Annotated in this window: 23 protein-coding genes; 17 read left to right on the top strand and 6 right to left on the bottom strand. The window is 38.9% G+C overall.

Going from position 1 to position 21690, the window contains the following annotated elements:
- Nucleotides 1-102 precede the first annotated feature (102 nt).
- Genes panB through panD form a run of 3 tightly spaced genes read left to right on the top strand, consistent with a single transcriptional unit; the run spans nucleotide 103 to nucleotide 2199 of the window.
- The gene (panB, locus tag IC619_RS00935) at nucleotides 103-960 is read left to right on the top strand and encodes a 3-methyl-2-oxobutanoate hydroxymethyltransferase (protein ID WP_191138245.1); all 858 of its coding nucleotides are present in this window, start codon (nucleotides 103-105) and stop codon (nucleotides 958-960) included.
- The gene (gene panC, locus IC619_RS00930; protein WP_191138244.1) at nucleotides 957-1823 is read left to right on the top strand and encodes a pantoate--beta-alanine ligase; all 867 of its coding nucleotides are present in this window, start codon (nucleotides 957-959) and stop codon (nucleotides 1821-1823) included. Before panB ends, panC begins: the two co-directional genes overlap by 4 nt.
- Complete coding sequence (panD, locus tag IC619_RS00925; protein ID WP_191138243.1) at nucleotides 1816-2199, top strand: aspartate 1-decarboxylase; 384 nt, start codon at nucleotides 1816-1818, stop codon at nucleotides 2197-2199. The genes panC and panD overlap by 8 nt, the downstream gene beginning before the upstream one ends.
- A 188-nt stretch (nucleotides 2200-2387) precedes the next feature.
- On the opposite strand, the gene IC619_RS00920 is transcribed toward panD, so the two are convergent.
- From IC619_RS00920 to IC619_RS00910, 3 genes are all read right to left on the bottom strand, one after another.
- Nucleotides 2388-3347: a threonine ammonia-lyase gene (locus tag IC619_RS00920; RefSeq protein ID WP_191138242.1), complete on the bottom strand. Its 960-nt coding sequence runs from the start codon at nucleotides 3345-3347 to the stop codon at nucleotides 2388-2390.
- Nucleotides 3348-3570: 223 nt separating this feature from the next.
- Nucleotides 3571-4299 (bottom strand): hypothetical protein, encoded by a 729-nt coding sequence (locus IC619_RS00915; RefSeq protein ID WP_191138241.1) that lies wholly within the window; start codon nucleotides 4297-4299, stop codon nucleotides 3571-3573.
- A gap of 201 nt (nucleotides 4300-4500) precedes the next feature.
- On the bottom strand, nucleotides 4501-4692 hold the full coding sequence (locus IC619_RS00910) for an NINE protein (protein WP_191138240.1): 192 nt from the start codon (nucleotides 4690-4692) through the stop codon (nucleotides 4501-4503).
- A gap of 547 nt (nucleotides 4693-5239) precedes the next feature.
- Here IC619_RS00910 and IC619_RS00905 point away from each other — a divergent pair.
- The 3 genes from IC619_RS00905 (at nucleotide 5240) to IC619_RS00895 (ending at nucleotide 7376) form a co-directional block, all read left to right on the top strand.
- Nucleotides 5240-5404, top strand: a complete 165-nt coding sequence (locus IC619_RS00905; protein ID WP_191138239.1) for a hypothetical protein — start codon at nucleotides 5240-5242, stop codon at nucleotides 5402-5404.
- Between the two features lie 133 nt (nucleotides 5405-5537).
- Nucleotides 5538-6512 (top strand): aldo/keto reductase, encoded by a 975-nt coding sequence (locus tag IC619_RS00900; RefSeq protein ID WP_191138238.1) that lies wholly within the window; start codon nucleotides 5538-5540, stop codon nucleotides 6510-6512.
- Nucleotides 6513-6599: 87 nt separating this feature from the next.
- A complete protein-coding gene (locus IC619_RS00895; RefSeq protein ID WP_191138237.1) occupies nucleotides 6600-7376 on the top strand; it encodes a DNA polymerase beta superfamily protein in 777 nt (258 codons plus the stop codon).
- 53 nt (nucleotides 7377-7429) lie between these two features.
- Here the strand turns inward: IC619_RS00895 and IC619_RS00890 are convergent, their stop codons facing one another.
- The gene (locus IC619_RS00890; protein ID WP_191138236.1) at nucleotides 7430-8809 is read right to left on the bottom strand and encodes a UDP-N-acetylmuramoyl-tripeptide--D-alanyl-D-alanine ligase; all 1380 of its coding nucleotides are present in this window, start codon (nucleotides 8807-8809) and stop codon (nucleotides 7430-7432) included.
- 188 nt (nucleotides 8810-8997) lie between these two features.
- Between IC619_RS00890 and IC619_RS00885 the strand changes: the two genes are divergently transcribed.
- From IC619_RS00885 to IC619_RS00850, 8 genes are all read left to right on the top strand, one after another.
- Nucleotides 8998-9846, top strand: coding sequence for a cytochrome c oxidase assembly protein (locus IC619_RS00885; protein ID WP_191138235.1), 849 nt, complete (start codon nucleotides 8998-9000; stop codon nucleotides 9844-9846).
- Nucleotides 9847-9861: 15 nt separating this feature from the next.
- Nucleotides 9862-10194, top strand: a complete 333-nt coding sequence (locus IC619_RS00880; protein WP_191138234.1) for a c-type cytochrome — start codon at nucleotides 9862-9864, stop codon at nucleotides 10192-10194.
- Between the two features lie 128 nt (nucleotides 10195-10322).
- Nucleotides 10323-11066, top strand: a complete 744-nt coding sequence (locus tag IC619_RS00875; protein ID WP_191138233.1) for a sugar phosphate nucleotidyltransferase — start codon at nucleotides 10323-10325, stop codon at nucleotides 11064-11066.
- Nucleotides 11063-12055, top strand: coding sequence for a dTDP-glucose 4,6-dehydratase (gene rfbB / locus IC619_RS00870; RefSeq protein WP_191138232.1), 993 nt, complete (start codon nucleotides 11063-11065; stop codon nucleotides 12053-12055). Before IC619_RS00875 ends, rfbB begins: the two co-directional genes overlap by 4 nt.
- A 1-nt stretch (nucleotide 12056) precedes the next feature.
- Nucleotides 12057-12920, top strand: a complete 864-nt coding sequence (gene rfbD / locus IC619_RS00865; protein ID WP_191138231.1) for a dTDP-4-dehydrorhamnose reductase — start codon at nucleotides 12057-12059, stop codon at nucleotides 12918-12920.
- Nucleotides 12913-13368, top strand: coding sequence for a dTDP-4-dehydrorhamnose 3,5-epimerase family protein (locus IC619_RS00860; RefSeq protein WP_191138230.1), 456 nt, complete (start codon nucleotides 12913-12915; stop codon nucleotides 13366-13368). The genes rfbD and IC619_RS00860 overlap by 8 nt, the downstream gene beginning before the upstream one ends.
- A gap of 11 nt (nucleotides 13369-13379) precedes the next feature.
- Nucleotides 13380-14288 carry a hypothetical protein gene (locus IC619_RS00855; protein ID WP_191138229.1) on the top strand — a complete coding sequence of 303 codons (909 nt, stop codon included), beginning with the start codon at nucleotides 13380-13382 and terminating at the stop codon, nucleotides 14286-14288.
- A complete protein-coding gene (locus IC619_RS00850) occupies nucleotides 14285-15049 on the top strand; it encodes a glycosyltransferase family 2 protein (protein ID WP_191138228.1) in 765 nt (254 codons plus the stop codon). Before IC619_RS00855 ends, IC619_RS00850 begins: the two co-directional genes overlap by 4 nt.
- Here IC619_RS00850 and IC619_RS00845 read toward each other — a convergent pair.
- Entirely contained in the window at nucleotides 15044-16420 is a 1377-nt protein-coding gene (locus tag IC619_RS00845; RefSeq protein ID WP_191138227.1) for a UDP-N-acetylmuramoyl-tripeptide--D-alanyl-D-alanine ligase, read from the bottom strand. The genes IC619_RS00850 and IC619_RS00845 overlap by 6 nt on opposite strands.
- A gap of 177 nt (nucleotides 16421-16597) precedes the next feature.
- On the opposite strand from IC619_RS00845, the gene cysC reads away from it, so the two are divergent.
- Both cysC and IC619_RS00835 read left to right on the top strand, forming a co-directional pair.
- Entirely contained in the window at nucleotides 16598-17128 is a 531-nt protein-coding gene (cysC, locus tag IC619_RS00840; protein ID WP_191138226.1) for an adenylyl-sulfate kinase, read from the top strand.
- 15 nt (nucleotides 17129-17143) lie between these two features.
- Nucleotides 17144-18571: an alkaline phosphatase family protein gene (locus IC619_RS00835; RefSeq protein ID WP_213260788.1), complete on the top strand. Its 1428-nt coding sequence runs from the start codon at nucleotides 17144-17146 to the stop codon at nucleotides 18569-18571.
- Nucleotides 18572-18618: 47 nt separating this feature from the next.
- Here the strand turns inward: IC619_RS00835 and IC619_RS00830 are convergent, their stop codons facing one another.
- On the bottom strand, nucleotides 18619-19833 hold the full coding sequence (locus IC619_RS00830; protein ID WP_191138224.1) for a sulfatase-like hydrolase/transferase: 1215 nt from the start codon (nucleotides 19831-19833) through the stop codon (nucleotides 18619-18621).
- A gap of 90 nt (nucleotides 19834-19923) precedes the next feature.
- Between IC619_RS00830 and IC619_RS17155 the strand changes: the two genes are divergently transcribed.
- Complete coding sequence (locus IC619_RS17155; RefSeq protein ID WP_191138223.1) at nucleotides 19924-21690, top strand: glycosyltransferase; 1767 nt, start codon at nucleotides 19924-19926, stop codon at nucleotides 21688-21690.

Genomic DNA, 21690 nt, shown 5'->3' with positions numbered 1-21690 from the left:
AGAAGGAATGGTGCATAAAACCTACCCAACCTTCATGTTGCCAAAATATGAGGGTATTTCTTTTTCTCTGACCAAGGGCCCTAACCAATTGGAGGGTTCCGAATGCGAAAGAAAGTGACAACACGTACACTACTGAAAATGAAATCAGAAAAAGAGCGGATTGCGATGATGACCGCTTATGATTATCCATCTGCAAAAATAGCGGAAGAGGCAGGTTCTGAAATTTTACTCGTTGGCGACTCGCTCGGCATGGTCGTTCTGGGATATGAATCCACAATTCCGGTAACACTTGCTGACATGATTCATCATACGAAAGCGGTTACACGAGGTAGCAAAACAGCAATGGTGATTGCTGACTTACCCTTTATGACCGCACATTTATCAGAAGATGAAGTGTTAAAAGCAGCAGCACGATTGATGCAGGAAGCTGGAGCCTACGGCATAAAAATTGAAGGCGGCTCAGACATGGTAGGGAAAATATCTAAGCTCACAAAAGCAGGAATCCCTGTTATGGGGCATATTGGTCTTACACCGCAGTCGGTCAATCAATTGGGAGGATATCTTATTCAAGGTCGAGATACTGCTACAGCCAAACAGCTCCTCGAGGACGCCCAAAAATTAGAACTTGCAGGTGCATTTTCATTAGTGTTAGAATGTGTTCCTGAAGAATTATCGCAGTTAATTAGTGAAACCGTAAATATACCAGTTATCGGAATTGGTGCCGGACGTTTTTGTGATGGCCAAGTATTGGTGTATCATGATTTGCTTGCAATCGGTGGAGACTGGCATCCATCATTTGTTAAAGTATATCAAGAGGCAGGCAAAACCATGACAGAAGGGATTGCTTCATTTGTTGATGAGGTAAAAAAGGGGATATTCCCTGAAGAAAAGCATAGTGCTCATTTGTCTGCTGATTTTATTTCTGAGTTATATGGTGGTCAGGAAGAAGGAACTGGATGAAAATCATAAAATCAGTTGCTGATTTACGCGATGAGCGTATGAAGCAGACGCATAAAACTATTGGATTTGTACCCACAATGGGATATTTACACGAAGGCCATATCAGCTTGCTGGAAAAGGCGAAAATGGAATGTGATTGGGTTGTGCTATCGATATTTGTCAATCCGTTACAATTTGGTCCCAATGAGGATTTTACATTGTATCCATGTGATGAAGCACGTGATCTGGCTATAGCTAAAAAAATAGGAATCGATCTCGTTTTTGTTCCTGGTGTTGAGGAAATGTATCCTGAGGAATCCTTAACACGCGTAAATGTTCGTCAAGTAACAGAACGTTTGTGTGGTGCAAAGCGACCCGGTCATTTTGATGGTGTGGCGACGGTAGTCACGAAACTATTTCATATGGTTCAGCCAGATCGTGCTTACTTTGGTATGAAAGATGTACAGCAGGTAGCTGTTATTACACAAATGGTAAAAGATCTACATTTTCCGACTACAATCGTACCTTGTCCAACCATAAGAGAAGCGGATGGATTAGCTAAAAGTTCTCGAAATGTATATCTCAATCAAGTAGAACGTGTACAAGCTACGATATTACATCAAAGTCTTACTGAAGTAGAGCAGAGGGTGCGAACAGGAGCGCTCCAAACAGCATCTGAAATGGTCACTTATGTAACAGAGAAGATAAAATCGCAACCGCTTGCTCACATAGATTACGTTGAAGCATTGACTTATCCACGCTTCGAAACCTTTCATCAATGGGAGCAAGAGGATATTTTGCTTGCCGTTGCGGTCTTTTTTGGTCGTACACGATTAATAGATAATCATCTGATTCGATTTAAGGGAGGGGAAACATATGTTTAGAATGATGATGAAAGCGAAAATACACGGTGCAACGGTAACGGAAGCCAATTTAAACTATGTAGGTAGTGTGACGATCGATGAGGAAATCTTAGATCAGCTCGATATCTTACCCAATGAAAAGGTACAAATTGTTAATAATAATAATGGCGCCAGACTTGAAACTTATGTCATCGTAGGGGAGCGAGGTAGTGGTACGATTTGTCTCAATGGTGCGGCAGCACGGCTCGTTCAGCCTGGAGATAAAGTGATTATTATCTCTTATGCGATGATGGATGATGCCACAGCACGTGTTCATGAACCACGGGTAGCTGTGATGAACGGTGATAATCAAATTGAAATGCTACTTGGAGAAGAGGTTCACGGTACGGTCGTTTAAATTGAAGATGTTAAAGAGGATACAATGCCCATTATCAAGGGATGTATCCTCTTTTTTCGCACATGATGTATGCCTGCAGTGACGGGTATATAGAGGCAAACCTTTTCAAAATGAAACAGGAGACATATTTTCATCATAATATAGGTGCAGTTCATAATGTTAGCCAACCATTAAGAAATACTTTTTCATCATTTGAGTAAATCGGCTAGCTGATTAGGGTCAACATTGCCACCGCTTAAGATAACCCCGACGCGTTGATATTTTGCGGGGATTTTTCCACTTAAAACCGCAGCCAGTGATACGGCACCGGATGGTTCAAGCACCACTTTAAGCCGCGTTATGGCAAAAAAGAGTGCCTTTTTTATTTCTTCTTCTGAAACCGTGACCAGTTGTTCGACATGTTCTTGAATGATCGGAAAAGTAATCTTTCCTGGTGAAGTCGCGCGCAAACCATCAGCACAAGTTGTTGACGGATTTATTTCGATACGTTTCCCTGCTTGAAAGGACTGAAATGTATCATCAGCAAGCTCAGGTTCGGCACCAATCACGTGTAAGCGAGGGTTGTTTCCATGTACAGCGAGGCAGGTACCTGCCAGTAAGCCTCCGCCCCCAACTGGGCCTACGATGACATCCAAGTTTTCAATATCTTGCATCATTTCCAGCGCTACTGTACCTTGCCCGGCAATAGTTGCGACATCATCAAAAGGATGTATGATGGTACGACCTTGTGTAGCGGCAATTTCCTCAATGATAGTATCTCGGTTTTCCGTATGGCGGTCAAAAAAGATTTGTTCTCCACCATATTGCAGTACAGCTTCTTTCTTCACTAGTGGTGCATCATGAGGCATACAATTAATGGCATGTACACCAAGTTGGCGACTCGCGAGTGCCACAGCTTGGGCGTGATTACCCGATGAGCAGGCCACAACGCCTCGCTGTTTTTGGTCTTTCGTAAGTTGTGAAATGGCATTTGTAGCACCGCGAATCTTAAAGGCGCCGCCCCGTTGAAAGTTTTCGCATTTCAAAAAAACAGCGTGATTCGTAATCTCATCAAGTATGTGTGAGGTAATGATTGGTGTGTGATGAATCACGCTTTGGATACGTTCGTGTGCTTCTAAGATCGTGTGATAGTGGATATCGTTGCGCATAGCAAAACTCCATTCAAAAGTAGGGTTGAATAATTATAGGATAACATAACACGCTCAAATGAGCCTCATTATGCGAGCTAGCGAAAAGGAAAACCAAATATAATATGTAAACAAGTTTGCTATACAAACTAAACCCCTTATGCACGCAATGAAATTCAATCAGGTGGGTAGAATTTCCACCTGATTTTTTGTGTTTCAACCTTCAACCTATCTTAAAATGCGTTCATTTTTTTTGTTTTAGATCGGCAACTCGATTTATAAAAAGGTATTGTGACCATCTTATCTGATCATCTAGATTCCAATAACTATGGTCTTCGTCTGTATAAACTTGTTCTATAAGTCCGGCATAATAACTCATTAATACCGTAATATTATGGTGAATATAATAACGAACTCGGCTTAGGTCATCCGTCATAAACTGGAGATGTTCGACAGGGTCAAATAAAAAAGCTTTGATTTCAGCGGTACCTCGTGCAGTATGTATCGCTAACCGTTGATTCCCATCTATCACTACCAGTGTATTGGATGGCGGGTAGATTGTAATGTAAATGGGTTGATCTAGTTTGTCTCCCATTTGGGCAATCATGGCTTCTGTTACATCGATGGATCTTGTATTTTGGATCTTTGCCGGAGGGATAAGGGCTGGAATTTTCTTTTCAGCAAACAGATCGTTCGCCTTTTGGATATCCCAAGCGACCGAATAGTAATTTTGCTTAGCTGGATCACCAATATGAATGGGTGTACAAAAGTTTTCTCCCGCAGTTTGGGTACTGTAAGCATGGTTAAATTGTTGAAGTAATTGTTCATACTCATCTAAGAGTTGCATAAAGTTAATGATATTCCGTTTTTCCAGACTGAGAGACGGCGCTAACTCTAAATAAAAAGATTTGACAAAACGGAAATAGTCATCCGTTTTTATCGTCGGGCTAGGCCATTGAATTCGTTGAGACATAGTTACCTCCATTATTTTGTTTATTATCCTCAATATCGTAACATTTTACATGGCATAAAGGAATCTAAGCGCTTTCGTTTTCAAAGTCTTAATGATTAGGAAGGGTTCCTAAGAATCCTCACTTCTTAGCGTTGATACAATTAGAGGGAATATTTTAACAATTTATTACTAAGTGACTGCTATACATGAGTAGATGATTTTTTATTTGGCTTGATTCCGATATAACGCTACACGTAAATTATGATTATCTACTTTGGTCGACAAATTAAATAAATCGTAAAAGCGTCCTACAAAAAAAAGACCGAATTTAAATAAATAGAGAATCCCCATGGGGATTTCTCCCATATAAAATCGATGTGCACCCAAACCACCGAATAGAAGAAGTAGTTGCATTTTATTCCTCCTACTAAGGGGTCTATATATCATTATAGCAGTTCACATATTAAAGTAGTTATACTTGGGCGTAATGAATATAAATTATTCATAGTTATCTTTTGTAACTCGATATGGACAAATAAGTTTACATAGAAAAAATCGGCTGAATTTGTATGCCTTGTGCTCCATATTGTTGGCTCTTTGTCTGCATGAGAAACCAGTAGCAGTGTGGTGTTTGGACTGCCTTCTTGCTGTACGTATTCTCTCGATTCCATTTCTATAAGGGAGTACTTACAATCGGAAGAGGTGACTACCGTTTCGGTACTTGCTAAAGCAGTATATTTAGGTATTGCTAAAATTTCACAACTGAGCGGCGTTCGTAGCACTATTATTGTGTTTAATCCCCAAATCAATTGTAATCAAAGCTTGACTCACAACTAAATGCATGTTACATTTCAATCAGTAAATAAGTTTAAGTTTATCTACTTAAAAGCATTACATAATGAGATGTGCATCTTTATTTAAATGAACCTTACACAATTAAGAAAGAGAGGAAGTCTTGATGGTGAAATCAGCTTATGTAGATAAGAATAAGCAATTGGTTGTTGCTCGTTCGTGTACATGTAACTGGTTTAAATCCATCGAATTGGAAAATGATGCAAACGATGACCAAACTAGGGTAAGCTTAACCCATATCGAACAAGTATTTACACTGAATAAAATGAATTGAGCGTATGCGATTCGTAAGTCGGGATGCACACGAGGGAAAATCATCGTTCAAGTAACACCATCGTGATTCTAGTCTGATCATTAAGTAGAAGGTAGGTGTACATCTACTACCACCGTGCGTAGTAGAGAATGATATGTTAGCAAAAAGAAAATTAGGCAAATCAAATTTAGAAATTTCAGCGTTAGGATTAGGGTGTTGGCAATTTAGTAAAGGAAGTGGTGTAGTCGGAAAATATTGGTCAGAGATTGATGATGAACAGATTAAGGACATTATTCGCATTTCTCTAGCAGGTGGAATCAATTGGTTTGATACAGCTGAAGCTTATGGCCGGGGAGAATCCGAAAAAGTGCTGGCACGCGTTTTAAATGAGTTAGATCCACAAGAGGAGCACGCGCTTATTGCTACGAAGTGGTGGCCAGTTCTTCGTCGCGCGACTTCCATTACAAGTAGTATAGAAGAACGTTTGGCTTGTCTAAACAGTCGTACGATTCACCTCTATCAAATTCATCAACCTTATTCCTTTTCTTCGATCAAAAAGCAGATGAAGGCAATGGCAGAGCTGGTACAGCAGGGTAAAATTGTTACTGTAGGGGTTAGTAATTTTAATGCAAAACAGATGCGAGAAGCCCATCAAGTACTGGCAGAATATGATATTCCACTAGTATCGAATCAAATGAAGTACAGTTTATTAGATCGGGTAATCGAACAAAACGGTGTCTTAGAAACCGCAAAGGAATTGGGCGTTACGATTATTGCGTACTCTCCATTAGAGCAAGGACTCTTAACCGGAAAGTTTCATAAAAATCCGGAACTATTGCAGTCTACGTCACGTGTTCGTCAGTTTACCAATCGTAAAAAACACAACAATCTTTCACAAACGAAGCCACTTGTGGACTTATTGGAACAAATAGCAGATCAATATCGAGCCTCAGCTAGTCAAGTAGCGCTGAACTGGCTTATCACGCACAATGGAGATACAGTCGTGGCCATTCCCGGGGCTACAAAAGTACAACATGCTAAAGATAATGTAGGTGCTTTAACTTTTCAATTAACACCGGATGAACAAGATCAGATCGAACGTGTCTCTAAACAAGTAGTGAATAACTAAATATGTATTGACCTAAAGCCCCTTAGCTATAATAATAAGGGCTTTTTGGTCATCATTTTCATAGAAAAAGAATGGAGAACCGACCAAGTGAAAAAGAAGATCACTGAAAAGTTAAGACAGATTGAGCGAGATTTTGGTGTTAAAGTATTGTATGCATGTGAATCAGGGAGTCGGGCATGGGGGTTTCCTTCTCAGAATAGTGACTTTGATGTGCGTTTTATCTATGTTCACCAACCAGAATGGTATTTATCGATTGATATGAAGCGAGATGTAATTGAACTCCCGATAGATGAATGGCTAGATATCAATGGATGGGAACTTCGGAAAACCCTACAACTTTTTCGTAAATCAAATCCACCGCTTATGGAGTGGTTACATTCCAGCATGGTTTATGAATTTGATGAGACATTTGTCAAAGAAATAAAAGAGATGGCTCATACTGCTTTTTCTCCTATATCGTGTATCCATCATTATTTACATATGGCCAAAGGAAATTATCGTGACTATTTAAAACAAGAAAAGGTGCGTGTCAAAAAATACTTTTATGTGCTGCGTCCATTACTTGCCTGTCAGTATATTGAACAATATCGTCAGTTTCCCCCGCTTGAATTTCCATTTTTAGTAGAGCAGTTATTACCGCAAGGGGAACTAAAAGAAAAAATAGAGCAGCTCTTAATACGGAAGCACGCAGGAGAAAAGCTAGATGTGGAAGCGCGCATTTCGCTATTAAATGCATTTATAGAAGAACGCATTCATCATTACGAAAACAGTGTAAAAAAAATAAACAGTGAACCTGTAGACATCACAAACAAATTAGATTCTTTCTTTCAAAAAACAGTAAAGAAACACGCAATTGATATATAAACAAGTTTGTAATGCAAATTCAGGCGTGTTGATCCACGCCTGAATACATGATCCTAAGAGCGTAAAGCTTGCACAATCTTTTCTAGATAGAGACTACGAGAAGCTTTAAAATAAACAACCGACTGAGCACTTAATTTACGAAGATGTTGGATGACTTGGTCGTGTCTGTAGTAGGAAAAGACACGCTCTTTTTTCATGCCATTTTGAATGGCACTCGTTGCAATTAATCTCCCGTATTTTCCGATCGTAACGAGTTGCTTTAGACCGGCTTTGGCTGCATGTTTCCCTACTAAATAGTGAGCAGTTGTCGTGTAATCCCCAAGCTCTTGCATATCTCCTAAAACCGCAACTCCTTGCTGTGTGGGAGCGATTGCCTTTAAAACATCTAATCCAGCATTCATCGCTGTTGGATTGGCGTTCCATGCGTCATTAATGAGGGTACGTCCACTACGGTCTTTGAAAAATTGGAGACGCATATGAGGCATCTGAAATGACGCTAAACCCTTTTTTATATCGGATAGCGTTGATCCCATGGAAAGCGTAATCCCACATGCAGCCAACGCATTATATACATTGTGAATACCATAGGTAGGGATGAACATGGATTCCTTTTGGGTGCCAACATGCAAGTCAAATGTCATCCCTTTCGCACTATATCTTACACGATGTGCACGAATATTTGCTTGATTATAGATGCCAAATTTCTTAATCGTCCCTTTACATCGTTTGAGATTTAGTTTGCGTGAACGCGTATCGTCGGCATTTACCCATAGGATTCCACCAGCTTTTATGCCATCTGCCAGTTCTTGTTTCGCTTTTACGACAAGATCTAATCCACCTAATGAGCCCGAGTGTGCCTCACCAATGTTTGTAATGGCACCGTATTGCGGTTTTACAATCGCGCATTGTTTGCCTATATTATTTAATGATTTCATGCCCATTTCAAGTAATAGTACTTGATGCTTAGGAGTAAGACGAGAAAGATAAGAGGGTAAGAAAGAGTAAGTATTTAAGTTACCCTGTGTCTTGACCATATTGTAGCGATGCTTGAGTATAGATGAAACCATCTCCGTTGTTGTTGATTTACCAGCACTGCCCGTAATGCCAACGACAATCGGTGATACATACCCCCAGTTCCATAAAGCGATCTTCCAGAAAGATTGGTACGTATCTTGGACTTGAATGATGGCTGTACTTTTGGGAATATAAGCGGTTGCTATGTTTGGAGGAAGAATGACAGCAACTGGTTTTTGTTGCATGATGGCAGACAGTTGTTTGTTCCAATCGAGTGAGCGAGAATAAAAGTATGCTTGTGAGGCGTGTAAATATTTTGGTTTACCAAAGTTAATCGCATTTAATGTTTTTTGGGGGTATCCCCTTTTGAGGACACCTTTTAGTAAACGTGCCATGGTTTCGAGTGAAATGGTTCTCATGGTTTTCCTCCCCTGCAAGAGCCCATGTTGTAAGTCTCCTTATCTTATTCGACTGGTTCCAATTTGGACTGGGTAGATACCTAGAAATGAAACATTCACATCCCTTTCATTTTATTTTAAGTCGTATTGGTCAATCCTATGGTATGATAGCTTCGTTACTTGAAAATAACTGGGAATGGAGGGTTCCCATGACTTCAGCTGAGTTTTTTCAGATCTTTTTCTATGTAAGTAATTGGGACTTAAAATTAAATGTAATCATGTTGTGCATCGCTGGATTATATCTGGTTCTTACGGGGCCTATGAGACATTTATTTCCAAATGCAGAACCAGCCAAGGGATCAGCTCGTATCAAATTTTTAAGTGGATTACTAATCTATTACATTGCAAATGGTAGTCCCTTAAATATCCTTGGGCATGAATTATTCAGTATGCACATGTTACAGATGTCACTCACTTTTTTATTAGCACCACCGTTGTTATTGACGGGGATTCCAGCATACATGTATCGTGCATTGGCTAAACTGCCTGGTGTACGAAAAATAGGTCATTTTTTAACCAAACCTTTGGTTACCATTTTTTTCTTTAATGGCTTTTTCACTTTTTATCATGTTCCCTATATTTTCGATGCGTCGATGAATAATGAATGGTTACACATTGTGACGCATTATGGATTATTGTTTGCTGCTTTTTGTATGTGGTTCCCGATTTTCTGTCCGGTACCAGAATGGGATCGTATGAAATCACTGCATAAGTTGGTTCTCATTTTTGTTAATGGGATTTTATTAACACCTGCATGTGCCATCATTACATTTACGGATCTGTTGCTGTACGATCAATATCAAACGATGTCAACAATTGCACCTATTATGACGCCAATCCATGACCAGCAATTGGGCGGAGTAATCATGAAAATCATGCAAGAAATCGTATATATCGGTGCCATCGCAATTGTATTCTTTCGTTGGGTCAGAACTGAACGAGCTAAAGATGATGCAGAATTACAAGCCTATAAAGAAGGGAATCCTACCCCTTCATAGAGAAAGGGATCTTTTATGAAGAAGAAATTAGGTTTAGTTATACTAGCGGTTGTGGCAGTTACGATGGCTGTATTAGGATGTGGAGGACAAAATACTTCCCAAACGCCTACTAACAATGACACCGTTGAGCAAACACCAGAGCAAATTTATGCTAGGAATTGTGCCAGCTGTCATGGGGGCAACTTACAAGGAAGCTTTGGTCCACCTTTAAAAGGTACAGGCGCGAAATACAGTGAACAGGAAATATTAAGCATCATCACGAATGGTAAAGGTAGTATGCCAGCACAAAATTATGTGGACAAAGAACATCAGCAAAAGCTTGCCAAATGGTTGAGTGAAAACAAATAAGGAGAACCTTTTATAATCGGTTCTTCTTTTTTTGTTGTTTTTTGAGCAATAATTGAGCGTTTGATGATTATTTTGATCCCTGTGTGAATAGGATGGAATAAAGAAATGTGATTAGGGGGATTGTGGTTATGAAAGGTGTGATCTTAGCAGGTGGAACAGGCTCGCGTTTATATCCATTAACGAAAATTACCAATAAACATCTATTGCCGATTGGAAAATATCCGATGATTTATCATCCGATCAATAAACTTGTTGAATGCGGTATTCACGATATATTAATCGTAACTGGCGTCGAGCATATGGGAGATGTTGTTCGCTTATTAGGGAGTGGTCAGGAATTTTCAGCGAATTTTACATATAAAGTGCAAGATAAACCAGGTGGAATTGCCCAAGCGCTATCACTGGCTGAAAGTTATGTGCAAGACGATTTATCCATTGTATTATTAGGAGATAATATTTTTGAAGATTCCCTCAATCAATATGTGAATGAATTTATCCAACAAGGAGAAGGGGCAAAGATTTTATTGAAAAGTGTGGATAATCCTGAGCGGTTTGGTGTTGCTGAAGTAAGTGGGAATCAAATTGTATCTATTGAAGAAAAACCTAAGTTTCCTCGAAGTTCCTTATGTGTAACAGGAATATATATGTTTGATTCCAAAGTATTCTCTTTTATTAATCAACTTGCTCCCTCTGTACGTGGTGAGTATGAGATTACAGATGTAAATAATATGTATATAAAAAATAAAGAAATGTCATTTAATACCTTAAAAGGATGGTGGACAGATGCTGGAACGATCGCATCGCTGATGCGAGCGAATCAATATGCGGTTCACACAGAATTTGAGAATATGTTACAAGGAGAGTCTTTATGAGTAAATCTATTTTAGTAACGGGTGGAGCGGGGTTTATTGGGAGTCACTACATTCGTTATTTATTACGTCAATACCCAGATATTGAAATATGGAATTTGGATGCATTAACGTATTCTGGTAATCTTTACAACCTAAAAGATGTGGAGAAAGATGAGCGCTATCATTTTATTCATGCTAATTTGTGTAAACAGGAAGATGTTTCAGCTTTATTTGAGCACCAGAAAATTGACGAAGTGGTCCACTTTGCTGCCGAATCTCATGTGGATCGTAGCATCTATGGTGCAACCCCTTTTATCGAAACAAATATAAAAGGAACCTTTCATTTGTTAGAGGCGAGCTTAAAAGCAGATGTACAAAAATTTGTTCATGTTTCTACAGATGAAGTGTATGGGAGCTTTCCCGTTGGGATGGCAGTTGAAGATACCTTACTAGCACCTAAAAATCCGTATTCTGCCAGTAAAGCTTCTTCAGATTTACTTTGTTTATCTTATCAGCATACGTACGGAATGCCTGTTGTAATCTCTCGTTGTACCAATAATTATGGGCCAAATCAGTATCCAGAGAAATTAATTCCTTTTAGTATTAAAAATTTACTATGCGATAAACCCATTCCAATTTATGGCGATGGAAAACAACAACGTGATTGGATTCATGTGTACGACCACTGCCGTGGTTTAGATTTGATCAGACAAGGTGGTAGAGAGGGTGAAATCTATCATATCGGTGCTGAAAATACAGTAACAAATCTTGAAATTGCACTTAAATTACTGGACATCATGGATAAACCAAATACACTGATTGACCATGTCCAAGATCGACTGGGGCATGACGTTCGCTATGCATTAGATACCCAAAAAATTCGTAAAGAACTTCAGTTTCAACCTTCTATTTCTTTTGCCGAAGGGCTAAAAGATACAGTGTACTGGTATTTGGAACATGAAGATTGGTGGGATACAGTCCGAAATCCTTATCAGGTGGAGGAGAAGTAGGATGAAAATCTTGGTCACAGGTGCAAAGGGCATGTTAGGCAGAGATGTATTAAAGGTGTTGGGACGGGAACAGACTCATGATGTAATCGGGTTTGATCGACTACAGTGGGATGTGACGGATCCGATACGAACGACCGACATCGTAAAGCAATCTAATCCCGATGTGATTATTCATTGCGCAGCGTATACCAAAGTAGATCAAGCAGAACAAGATTTTGAACTTGCATGCCAGATAAATAGTGAAGCAACCAAGATGCTCGCGAGCCTTTGTGCAGATTACGATATTCGACTTGTCTATATAAGTACGGATTATGTATTTGATGGAAAAAAGGCTACAGGATATACAGAATATGATGAAGTAAATCCAATTAATTGCTATGGATTGAGTAAAAGGATGGGAGAGGAGTATGTAGAGCGAATTTGTCCTCACTTTCTAATCTTACGAACTTCATGGTTATATGGCAATCAAGGAAATCATTTTGTGCGAGCAATCTTACAGAAAGCCAAAATGGGTGAACCCTTATCCGTTGTTGATGATCAAGTTGGTAGTCCTACCTATACGGTCCATTTAGCTGAAAAAATAAGCGATTTACTAAAGACAGAAGAGAAAGGCGTTTTTCATACAGCGGGAGAGGGTTCTTGTTCATGGTTTCAATTTGCCACATATATTTTAGAACAAGCAAATTTAGATGTACGTATCCACGCGATAACCTCAGATGACCTTACACGTGCAGCAAAGCGACCCGCTTATTCTATTTTAATACCGAAGCGTTCACTAAATGCTAATTTACCTTTGTTACCCCATTGGAAAATAGGTGTAGAAGCATACTTTGATGTGATACGAGAGGGTGTAAATCATGATTGAAGGTGTAATTTACAAGCAACTGAAGAAATTTTGTGATGATCGCGGAACGTTTATGGAGATTGTACGTGATGATGAGGAAATATTAACACATTTTGGGCAGGCTTCAGCATCAATGACTTATCCAGGTGTAATTAAAGCTTTTCATTATCATAAGGAGCAAGATGATGTGTGGTATTTTCCTTATGGTAATGCTCAAGTCGTATTGTATGATTTAAGAGAAGAATCGCCTACCTTTCAGGAAACCAATGTCTACTATATGGGAGAAGAAAATCCCTCAACATTGTTAATCCCTAAAAGAGTAGCACATGGTTATCGGGTGTTGGGTGAAAAATCGGCTATGATTGTATATTTTACGACGCGATCGTATCAACCTGAGGAACCAGATGAATATCGAATTCCTTATGATGATCCGCAAATTGCCTTTCAATGGGAAACTAAATTTCGTTAGGGTGAATCGATATGGATGGAAATGGATTTGTGTTCGTACAATTTCCAGGTTGGCAAGTGAATGGGATGCAGGCCAAACGATTTAATCAGGAATGCACTTCTAATATAATCATTTCTAAAAACCTAACAAAAGAAGAGATCATGCGTGAATTAGAGCCGTTACGAAATGATGCGCTCGTACTCATTAATCCACCATCCGTTATCCTAAGCGAGCTTCATATTTTTACAAACACAATGCTTTATTATGATCGCTTGCCTACACGTACAGGGACAGAATTTATAAAAAAGCTTCCGGTGAAGGTGCCTTCTCTGGCTTTTCGTTATCAAATGCGTAAGCGTGGGATTGAAGCGCAAGTTCAACTACCCGTTCCGATTCGCGAAGAAAAGAGTAAACTGATACGCACGGACTACCGAAAACAACATGATATAGATGATGAAGATAGCTTACTATGGATTGATGATCGTTTTCTTACACCTAAACAACAAACGCTTCTTCATGAAACGGTACCTACGCTAAAGCGAAATCATAAACGTTTACGAGTCAGTTGGGTTAGCGATACCTTACCAAGCACGATGTCACAGGTGAAAGTGGAGCGTTTACAAAAAGTAGCGCTCAAGAAGAGTTGGATCGCCGCAGATTTATTCATCACGTTTGGAAATTTACGCCATTCATATAGTGCATTGCATGTCAATTTGTTGGAGCACCAAATTCCAATTTTGACGAGTCGCGGTGGTGATCATGATGAATGGGTAAGACATCTCTATAATGGCATCGTGTTAAAAACAAGCTGTGAAAAAGAAGGCATGTTACGATTTATCCCACAATTTATACAAAATCGCTCTTTTAGGCAGCAACTGAAGCAAAATACGTCTCAGTTGAAAACAGCTGTATTTAAACATAATGTGGGGGGAGTAACATGAATGAGAAGCAACTTACAAGTATTATTATTCCAGCACACAATGGATGGAAATTTACGCAGCTTTGTATTCGTTCGATACGAACTTATACCGATCATCCTTATGAAATCATCTTGATCGACAATGGATCAACTGAACGTATGCCAGCGCGTTTGAGAGAGATCAACGATTTGACACTAATTCAAAATGATTGGAATAAAGGGTTCGCAGGGGCGATGAATCAAGGCTTAGCAAGTGCACGCGGAGAATTTCTAGTTTGGTTAAATAATGATACACTTCCCTCTCATCGCTGGTTGGAGCAACTGATTAAAGTGCTTAACACGAGACCGAAAGCAGGACTTGTAGGGCCGCTTTCCAATTGCGTTATTCCTGAGCAAAAAATTAAGATCAATATGCAAAGTGTCTCGCAAATCCATCGATTTAGTCAACACTTTAATCAGTCCAATCCGAATAAATGGAAGAAAAGTAGGCGTTTATCAGGGTTTTGCATCGCTTTAACTAGAGAAGTGTTTGAAAGAGTAGGATTTCTGGATGAACGTTTTGGATTAGGGACATATGAAGATGACGATTATTGTTATCGCGTTATAGAAGCGGGTTACGATTGTATCATTGCGGGAGATACCTATCTTCATCACTTTGGAAGTAGGAGTTTTCGTAAGCGAGGATATCGCGAATTTAAGTGGATCTTGGAGCAAAATCGCAAATATTATATTTGCAAATGGAATCAGCTGCCCGTAGCAGAGCAGAATAAATCAAAATTATGAACGTAATTTTTTGACGATTCTTCCGAAGTACATATTGTGAGAAGCTTTAAAATATAGGACGGCGTTTAGAGGGATATGACGTCGTATGAAACGAATCGCTTTATGTTGATTAGGGAAAGAGTGGACACTCTTTGGCTTCATACCACTTTTGATTGCACTACTTGCAATAAGGGTAGCCAGTCGTCCAATTGTTATTAAAAAGTGTGGTTTAGTTTGTTGTCCTAAAAACGTACCTACTTTTTGATGACCAATTTGACTATAGGAACCTAGCTCACTCATATCACCTAAAATGGCTACGGCTGTTCTACCTTGAGCTACTTTTTTTAAGACTTTTAAACCTTCAATCATTGAAGATGGGTTTGCGTTATAAGAATCGTTAATGAGTAAATGGCCATTAGTGCCAGATACAGGTTGTAGGCGGCTATTCGGTGTTTGATAATGAGCTAAGCCTTGTTGAATAGCAGACCAAGATACATTTAAATATCTTGCTACAGCGATCGCTGCAAGTGCATTTGAGACGTTGTGTTTTCCCCACGTATTAAAGTGAAATGGGATTTGATTGCAAACAAATTTCATACCATATTTGGTATATTCGATCTGTTTTGCTTGGAAAGAGCTAGGTGATTGGGTACTTACTCTTAAGATTTTTCCCTGATAGCGCGCTATATTTAAATTTTTACTACCAGGATCATCTGCATTTAAAACTAATAGCCCCCCTGGAGTAAGTCCGTCGATTAATTCTTGTTTGGCCCTCGCAACGTTGTGAATCGAGTCTCTTAAGCTTCCGCAATGTGCTTCTGCTACGTTGGTTACAATTCCAATGTTTGGTTTTGCACACTGACATTGTTTAGCGATATTTCCTAAGTTAGACATCCCCATCTCAAGCACAGCAACCTGTATCTTTTGGTGGAGTCTACACATGTGAAAAGGCGTATAACCAGCCACATTACTATTTGAATATGATTTGTACGTGTAATATTTTTTCATCAATATGGACGCTAACATTTCTTTGGTTGTCGTTTTACCAGAGCTGCCTGTAATGCCGATAAAAATAGCTTTAGATAATGCACGTTGGTAATAAGCGAGTCGCCATAAAGCCATTTCTGCATGAGGGACAATAATTAATGGATGATGTTTAGGGATACTGTTGGCATACGTTTTCGTTGTAATGACACCAGAGCTGCTACGTGTTCTTAATATGGAAAAAGTAAATCCTTTTCCCATATATTTCGTTGGTGCAAACAAAACAGTTCCCGGTTTAATTTCTCTGGTGCCTAGATAGGTGGCGCCATGTATGGTTTGATGAGGATTACCACGTACTAATTTTCCACCTACGACGTAGGTTAATTTTCCGAGGTTAATAGGGTACAAGTAACTCACCTCGCATTTTTTATGTGAAGAGCTTGCTGTATATTATGAAATTTGTAATGAGAGCGTGTTAGGTGATTGCTAGTATGGCGAACAGGTAAGTGATGACAAGTAGGCAGATGGTGTTTCCAAACGGGTTAATCACACATATATTACCTCTATACTGGAGGTGAGGACAGATTGAATAAAGGTGCTGTTTTTTGGTTGACTGGATTGTCGGGTGCAGGGAAGACTACGATCGCGAAGCTTGTGGAAGAAAAACTGAATGAACTTCCGGATGTTCGCGTTCAGCTGTTGGATGGAGATATTTTACGAGATGTGATTAATTCGGACTTGGGGTTTACGAAAGAAGACCGATTTAAGCAGATTCAAAGAGGTGCATTTATCGCGCAATTATTGATGAAACAAGGTGTACTGGTGCTTTGCTCTTTTATTACGCCTTATCGTTTTATGAGGGATTACTGTCGACAACGTATTGATCAGTTCCACGAGATTTATGTGAAATGTCCACTCGAAGCATGTATTGAACGTGATGTGAAGGGATTATACAAGAAAGCAATTGATGGTGAAATCACACAATTTACTGGAATTAGTGATCCCTATGAAACACCGCTTCAACCCGATATGATGATTGAAACCGCAACTGAAGTTCCTGAAGTAAGTGCAGAAAAACTATTTCAATTCATTCGAAAACAAGGCTATATTTCTTAAGAAAGGCTGATGCTCGTGTCTAATCAGGCGAAAGTTGTGGTGATCGGACTTGATTGTGCAGAACCTACACTAGTTTTTGAGGAATGGATCGATGAACTGCCACATATCAAAAAAATCATGGATACGGGATCTTATGGTCGGATGAGGAGTAGTGATCCACCGATAACAGTACCTGCATGGGCTTCCATGATGACTGGAAAGGACCCCGGACAGTTAGGCTTTTATGGTTTTCGCAATCGAAATAGTTATGATTATGAAGATATGCGCTTAACAGATAGTACATCACTAGTAGAACCTACTGTATGGGATATATTAGGAAAGCGGGGATATCAGTCGATTATCTTGGGGGTACCGCCTTCCTATCCTCCTAAACCCATAAAAGGAAATTTGATTTCTTGCTTTTTAACGCCTGATCATTCCGTTTCCTACACCCATCCACCGGAGTTAAAAGAGGAAATAACGGACCGTGTGGGCACATATCAATTTGATGTCAAAAATTTTCGAACTGAACAAGTAAATGAATTGTTGGATGATATCTACCAAATGACGCAGATACGGTTTGAGACAGCTGAGTATTTGCTACAACATAAACCATGGGATTTCTTTATGATGGTGGAGATGGGGATCGATCGTATTCACCATGCATTTTGGCACTATATGGATGAAAAACATGTATTATATACAGATTCTACTTATAAAGAAGCAATTCGTAAATATTATCAATATGTAGATGGCAGAATTGGGGAATTACTTGCATGTATTCCTGAAGATGCACATATATTTATTGTTTCTGATCACGGTGCAAAAAGAATGGATGGCGGATTATGTATTAATGAATGGTTAATGCGTGAGGGTTATTTGAAGTTGAAAAATAAGGTGGATGAGCCAGTCCCCCTGACATCAGATATGATCGACTGGAATAAGACCATGGCATGGGGATTTGGCGGTTACTATGGACGGTTGTGTCTAAATGTGAAAGGGAGAGAACCAAAAGGGATTATACCTAAACGACATTTTGAAAGTATTCGCAATGAATTAATATCAAAGCTGAAGCAAATCAAGGATGAACAAGGCAATCTTTTAGAAACGAAAGTGTTTAAACCACAAAAAAGATATAAAGATGTGAAAAGAATACCCCCTGATTTAATCGTATACTTTGGTGATTTGTATTGGCGCTCTGTTGGGTCAGTTGGAAACAATACGATGTATGTGTACGAAAACGATACCGGGCCAGATGGTGCTAATCATGACTATCATGGGATTTTCATTTCTAATACTCGACCTGTTTATGCGAAAGACGCAGATATAGGGCGTTTACATTTGATGGATATGGCGCCTACACTTCTAAGCTTATTTAAAATTGGGAAAAGGAAAAAAATGAGAGGTGTTAATATATTTAATGAACCATCTTTATATGCACGCATAAAAAAAAGAGGGCCGTAAAGCGGCTCTCTTTTTTTTATATAAGCATGCACATCACACGTTTACTTTTAGTACCCTAATTCACTAAGCCGCTTTTTAACTTTTTCTTCTTCAGCGACGGTTGCACGATGTAACCGAACTTTTATGCCTATCCGAAGGGGATCCCGCAATTTGTATTGACTGAGATTGTGTTGCACCCACTTTAATAGGGTGCGCTTAAGAGAGGCAAAAATCTTAGGATGGTTATTCACAACATTTTTTGTTTCTTTTGGATCTTGTTGGAGATTGTAGAGTTCCCATTTGGGATTACCATAGACATCTTGTTCAAGAGATTGTATTAATTTCCAATTTTTCGTCCTGATCGAACGTTTTAATTGCCAATTTGCCTCACAAGACACTGCAAATGAACGAAACTTTTTTTGTTTCCCTTCGATGATGGACATCATGGACTTTCCATCTATTTTACCAAGCTGGGGTATCGATTTTACATTGGCGAGCTGACAGATGGTAGGAAAAATATCTTCGTGTTGGCAAATTTCAGTGATTCTTTTTTTCTTGGGTAGTTTTGCTGGACAGGAAAGAATAAAGGGAACGTGCAAGGTTTGATCATATAGACCGTGATGATCAAAGTAGATCTTATGTTCACCTAAGCTCTCACCATGGTCGGATACCAATAGGATCAAGGTATCTTCGTACTGGTTTGTTTCTTTTAACGTATTGACCAATTCACCAATTGCTTGATCAACTTGCTTTACTGTGCCGTCGTAATTTTGTCTAATTTTTTGCGGTGAATGCTTATCTCCATTATATTTTTTGATAAAACTGTACAAGGGTTCCCGTGACACAACTTTCATCGGAATGTCTTCTTCATGGTTATTTGTTGGTAAGGCGTTCTGTTCAGACCATTTAGTGAATTCTTCTTCTGTTATATATGGAAAGTGAGGATCCCAATAATGGAGAAATAAGAAAGTGTTTTTTTCATTTCGATGTTTTCTGATCCAAGGTATTGCACATTGATTGATTTCTTGTGCAGTTAAATTGAGATGTGTTTTTTTCTTTTCAGAAGGATCAAGGTAGGTATCATAGCCTCTTTTAAACCAAGGATTATATTTTCCAGTGATCCGATGATTACAATCAACAGCAGCTGTTTTATAACCGGTCTTTTGCAAATAGAGGGGCAAGGGGATAAGTTTATTTGGGATCTTAAGGGGCTTCATATTTACAATACCATGATGGTAAGGGTGTTTACCCGTCATCATCGTTACAAATGAGCTTTGAATCACATGAATATCCTATCTGTTTTCTGTACTACATTTTCTGGTCCATACATACCCATAGCAATAACAGATGATTTTAAGCAAGGAGGAGATTGGGTGAAAAAGCCACGTCTACTAATAGCGAGTGTGATAAAAGGACACCTTGAATTAATTAAAGAATCGATTCTATCCTTGATCGAATTAGAGACTGAGGGCATAGAAATTGAATATTTATTTATCAATGAGGCTCAAGATATACAAATCGATCGTTTATTAGGAAGTATTTATCATACATTGAAAAATGTTTATATTATGAAATATGATGTGAGTGATAAACGTAGACAACAACTTCATGAACAAATTTTGCAATATGCACGAGAAAAAAAATATGATCAACTATTTTTAGTGGAGCCAAATCTGACCTTTCATCCCACTACCTTAAAACAATTGATGCGTGTTGGAAAAGACGCCATCGGACCTATTATATGGAAAAACAAATTGGAGCCAAAACAACCAAATGTAATGGGACATGGATTAAAGCTAAATGATATTAAGTTTAATGAACAATTAAAAAGGGCAGGGGTTTATCAAGTTCGTGCTATCAGTAGTTGTATACTTCTATCAAAGACAGCATTAGAATCGGATATCATGCCATCAAGTATAAAAGATCAAGAATTTCTCTGTCATGATCATATGATGTATGTCGATACAAATTTAGAGGTCTATCCTATTTTAGAAGTGGCTGACCTTCCAGGGGTCCAAACATTTAAGAAAAGATGTAGGGATCAAATGGCTTCTCAGCAACCGGTTACAATTAGCTTATGTATGATTGTACGGGATGAAGAAGCAGTTCTAGAGCGTTGCTTATCACCTTTAGCAGATATTGTAGATGAAATCGTTATCGTTGATACGGGTTCAGTTGATCAAACAAAAGAAATCGCTAAAAAATTTACAAGTCGTTTGTATGATTTTAAGTGGATTGATGATTTTGCAGCAGCACGCAATTACGCTTTTCAACAAGCTACGAAAGAATATTTATTTTGGCTCGATGCGGATGATGTCCTATCAAAAACGGATTTGGATAAGTTGCGTACGATAAAAGCAACCTTTAATCGTGCTTATGATGCTGTAAGTATGGAGTACGAAGTGGCATCAGATGATACGGAATCACCACTAGCCCTCATACGTAGGAATCGCATGGTAAGAAGATCTCGTAATTTTAAATGGCATGGATACTTGCATGAAAATCTTGAAGTAGCTGGACATATTTTGCATACTGATATCCGTGTAAAGCACAGAAAGATAAAATCGACTCCGGGGAGAAATCTGAAAATTTATCAAAATCATCTTGATCGGGGTGAAGAATTAGAACTGCGTGATTTATTTTTTTATGCGAATGAGTTGCGAGATCATAAACGGTTTGAAGAGGCTATTATTCATTATGAGAAGTACATTAATAGTAAGCAGGGAGACCCTGAAAATTGTGTATATGCTTGTCTTAGAATGGCTGAAGGGTATTTTAAAATGCAAGAACCCGAAAAAGCATTGGCTAGTGCATTAAAAAGTCTGCATTATGATACACCGCGAGCAGAAGCGTGTAGTCGCATCGGATTTTACTTTTTTGCCAATCAAAAATACCAAGAAGCGATTTATTGGTTTGAGCTTGTTTTAACATTAGAGAAACCGGAGCATCACTATGGTAACGTGGAAATTAGTTTATGCACTTGGTATCCACACCTGAAGCTGGGTGAGTGTTATGAGCATTTGAAAGAGTATACAAAAGCAAAGTATCACTATGATGAAGCGTTTGCTTACCATCCGCAAAATGATGAAATTATTGAAAAGCGGGAATGTCTTAATATGCTGATGCAAAGGAGCCTCTAA

Source organism: Polycladospora coralii (assembly GCF_014773435.2).
Taxonomy (GTDB): Bacteria; Bacillota; Bacilli; order Thermoactinomycetales; family Thermoactinomycetaceae; genus Polycladospora; species Polycladospora coralii.
The sequence above is the reverse complement of the archived record's forward strand: the minus strand, read 5'-3'. Positions and strand labels throughout refer to the sequence as shown.

Excerpts from the sequence above, each read along its gene's own strand:
- IC619_RS00915 (WP_191138241.1), bottom strand. The coding sequence starts at position 4,299 with ATGTCTCAACGAATTCAATGGCCTAGCCCGACGATAAAAACGGATGAC.
- rfbB (WP_191138232.1), top strand. The coding sequence starts at position 11,063 with ATGAGTAAATCTATTTTAGTAACGGGTGGAGCGGGGTTTATTGGGAGT.
- panB (WP_191138245.1), top strand. The coding sequence starts at position 103 with ATGCGAAAGAAAGTGACAACACGTACACTACTGAAAATGAAATCAGAA.
- IC619_RS00880 (WP_191138234.1), top strand. The coding sequence starts at position 9,862 with ATGAAGAAGAAATTAGGTTTAGTTATACTAGCGGTTGTGGCAGTTACG.
- IC619_RS00910 (WP_191138240.1), bottom strand. The coding sequence starts at position 4,692 with ATGCAACTACTTCTTCTATTCGGTGGTTTGGGTGCACATCGATTTTAT.
- IC619_RS00890 (WP_191138236.1), bottom strand. The coding sequence starts at position 8,809 with ATGAGAACCATTTCACTCGAAACCATGGCACGTTTACTAAAAGGTGTC.
- IC619_RS00855 (WP_191138229.1), top strand. The coding sequence starts at position 13,380 with ATGGATGGAAATGGATTTGTGTTCGTACAATTTCCAGGTTGGCAAGTG.
- IC619_RS00875 (WP_191138233.1), top strand. The coding sequence starts at position 10,323 with ATGAAAGGTGTGATCTTAGCAGGTGGAACAGGCTCGCGTTTATATCCA.
- panD (WP_191138243.1), top strand. The coding sequence starts at position 1,816 with ATGTTTAGAATGATGATGAAAGCGAAAATACACGGTGCAACGGTAACG.
- IC619_RS00850 (WP_191138228.1), top strand. The coding sequence starts at position 14,285 with ATGAATGAGAAGCAACTTACAAGTATTATTATTCCAGCACACAATGGA.
- IC619_RS00885 (WP_191138235.1), top strand. The coding sequence starts at position 8,998 with ATGACTTCAGCTGAGTTTTTTCAGATCTTTTTCTATGTAAGTAATTGG.
- panC (WP_191138244.1), top strand. The coding sequence starts at position 957 with ATGAAAATCATAAAATCAGTTGCTGATTTACGCGATGAGCGTATGAAG.
- IC619_RS00900 (WP_191138238.1), top strand. The coding sequence starts at position 5,538 with ATGTTAGCAAAAAGAAAATTAGGCAAATCAAATTTAGAAATTTCAGCG.
- IC619_RS00920 (WP_191138242.1), bottom strand. The coding sequence starts at position 3,347 with ATGCGCAACGATATCCACTATCACACGATCTTAGAAGCACACGAACGT.
- IC619_RS00860 (WP_191138230.1), top strand. The coding sequence starts at position 12,913 with ATGATTGAAGGTGTAATTTACAAGCAACTGAAGAAATTTTGTGATGAT.
- rfbD (WP_191138231.1), top strand. The coding sequence starts at position 12,057 with ATGAAAATCTTGGTCACAGGTGCAAAGGGCATGTTAGGCAGAGATGTA.